General features: G+C 61.5%; 3 protein-coding genes. All 3 read right to left on the reverse strand.

Annotated elements, in window-relative coordinates:
• Nucleotides 1-1712: ABC transporter substrate-binding protein (locus EN906_RS30690; RefSeq protein ID WP_164777486.1), on the reverse strand; the 1712-nt coding region annotated here is incomplete at its 3' end.
• A gap of 79 nt (nt 1713-1791) precedes the next feature.
• Nucleotides 1792-2073 carry a DUF2160 domain-containing protein gene (locus EN906_RS30695; RefSeq protein WP_127269597.1) on the reverse strand — a complete coding sequence of 94 codons (282 nt, stop codon included), beginning with the start codon at nt 2071-2073 and terminating at the stop codon, nt 1792-1794.
• Between the two features lie 67 nt (nt 2074-2140).
• The coding region (locus EN906_RS30700; RefSeq protein WP_164777487.1) for an ABC transporter permease subunit at nt 2141-2499 on the reverse strand (359 nt) is incomplete at its 5' end.

Raw genomic sequence — 2499 nt, forward strand, 5'->3', positions numbered from 1 at the left:
CTCTTCACCAGTTCGTCGTAATTGATGGTGATCGGCTTTTCCTTCTCGTTCTCGATCTTCAGCTGAGGAGCGAGATTGCCCTTCTTGACCGCGTCGGCGTTCCAGTAGGCGAGGTCATGCTCTTCGGCCATCTTCGGACCGATGTCGCCCTGGATGCCAGCCTTTTCCAGGCGTTCCATGACCTTTTCCTGCTCAGAGCAAAGCGAGTCCATCGCCTCCTGCGCCGTCTTGGCGCCCGACGACGCATCGCCGATCGCCTGCCACCAGAGCTGTGCCAGCTTCGGATAGTCCGGAACGTTCGTTCCGGTCGGCGACCACTGAACACGGGCCGGCGAGCGGTAGAACTCGATCAGGCCGCCGAGCTTCGGAGCGCGTTCCGTGAAGCTCTTGTCCTGGATCGTCGACTCGCGGATGAGCGTCAGGCCGACATGGCTCTTCTTCACGTCGACCGTCTTCGACACCACGAACTGCGCATAGAGCCAGGCGGCCTTGGCGCGATCATCAGGCGTGGACTTGAGAAGCGTCCATGAACCCACGTCCTGATAGCCGAGCTTCATGCCGTCCTTCCAGTAGACGCCGTGCGGCGACGGAGCAAAGCGCCATTTCGGCGTGCCGTCCGCGTTCACGACCGGCAGCCCGTCCTTGACGAAGGAGGCGGTGAAGGCGGTGTAAGTGAACATCTGCTGCGCGACCGTGCCTTGCGACGGGACGGGGCCGGATTCGCCGAACGTCATGCCCTGGGCTTCCGGCGGCGCATAGGCCTTCAGCCAATCCAGGTACTTCTGGATCGAATACACGGAAGCCGGGCCATTGGTGTCGCCGCCGCGCGCGACGCACGAGCCGACAGGCTGCGACTTCTCGTTGACCTTGATGCCCCATTCGTCGACCGGAAGACCGTTCGGCAGGCCCTTGTCGCCATTGCCGGCCATGGACAGCCAGGCATCGGTGAACCGCCAGCCGAGCGACGGGTCCTTCTTGCCGTAGTCCATGTGGCCATAGACCTTCTTGCCGTCGATCTCGCGGCCGGTGAAGAACTCGGCGATGTCCTCATAGGCCGACCAGTTGACCGGAACGCCGAGGTCGTAGCCGTACTTGGCCTTGAAATCGGCCTTGTTCTTCTCGTCGTTGAACCAGTCGTAGCGGAACCAGTAGAGATTCGCGAACTGCTGGTCGGGCAGCTGGTAGAGGTCGCCGTCCGGAGCGGTCGTGAACTTGGTGCCGATGAAGTCGGCGAGGTCGAGGTTGGGGTTGGTGACGTCCTTGCCCTCATTCGCCATCCACTTGGTCAGGCTGCGCGCCTGCTGGTAGCGCCAGTGCGTGCCGATCAGGTCGGAGTCGTTGACGTAGGCGTCATAGATATTCTCGCCCGACTGCATCTGCGTCTGCAGCTTTTCGACGACATCGCCTTCGCCGATCAGGTCGTGGGTGATCTTGATGCCGGTGATCGCGGTGAAAGCGGGCGCCAGAACCTTGGACTCATAGCTATGCGTATCGATGGTCTCGGAGACCACCTTGATGTCCATGCCGGCGAAAGGCTTCGCCGCATCGATGAACCATTGCAGCTCGGCTTCCTGGCCGGCGCGATCGAGCGTCGACAAGTCCTTGATTTCGGTATCGAGGAAGGTCTTGGCTTCGTCCATTCCGGCATAGGCCTGGCCTGCTCCCCAGAGCAGGACAAGCGCAGTCGTTGATGTTAAAAATTGCCTTCGCATTTCGTTTCCTCCACTTTTCAAGTTTCAAGTGCGATCTGGAGCGGTCGTCGGCACGCGGTCGCTCCAACAGTTTCCCCCTCTATACGTAGCGGAACACGCCGACGGCGTAGACTACGGAGAGAGCGAGAGCCCACCACAGGTTGGGTCCGACAAGACCCAGCCAAGCGAGATGGATAAAGGCGCTGCCGAGCAGCGAAACGAAGAGGCGGTCGCCGCGCGTCGTCTCGAAGCGCAGGACGCCGACCCGGGGATTGCCGCCGGGCGAGGCGTATTCCCAGACCGCCATGCCACAGAGCAGCACCAGGATCGTGATGAAAAAGATCGCCGTTGGCAGCGTCCATGCCATCCAGGTGAGGTTCATGGTCATACCCTCCCCAGGGCGAAGCCCTTGGCGATGGTGTTGCGGATGAACTCGTGCGTTTGTTTCATCACACCCTCCCTAGGGCAAAGCCCTTGGCGATGTAGTTGCGGACGAACCAGATCACGAGCGCGCCTGGAAGGATGGTGAGCACGCCGGCGGCGGCGAGCACGCCCCAGTCGAGCCCGGAGGCCGAGACCGTGCGCGTCATGATCGCCGCGATCGGCTTGGCGGCGGTCGTGGTCAAGGTGCGCGCGATCAGCAGCTCGACCCATGAGAACATGAAGCAGAAGAAGCAGGCCACGCCGACGCCGCTGGCGATCAGCGGCATGAAGATTTTTAGGAAGAAGCGCGGGAAGGAGTAGCCATCGATATAGGCGGTCTCATCGATCTCCTTCGGCACGCCGGACATGAAACCCTCGAGGATCC

It is taken from the genome of Mesorhizobium sp. M7A.F.Ca.CA.004.06.1.1 (assembly GCF_003999135.1).
Classification (GTDB): Bacteria; Pseudomonadota; Alphaproteobacteria; order Rhizobiales; family Rhizobiaceae; genus Mesorhizobium.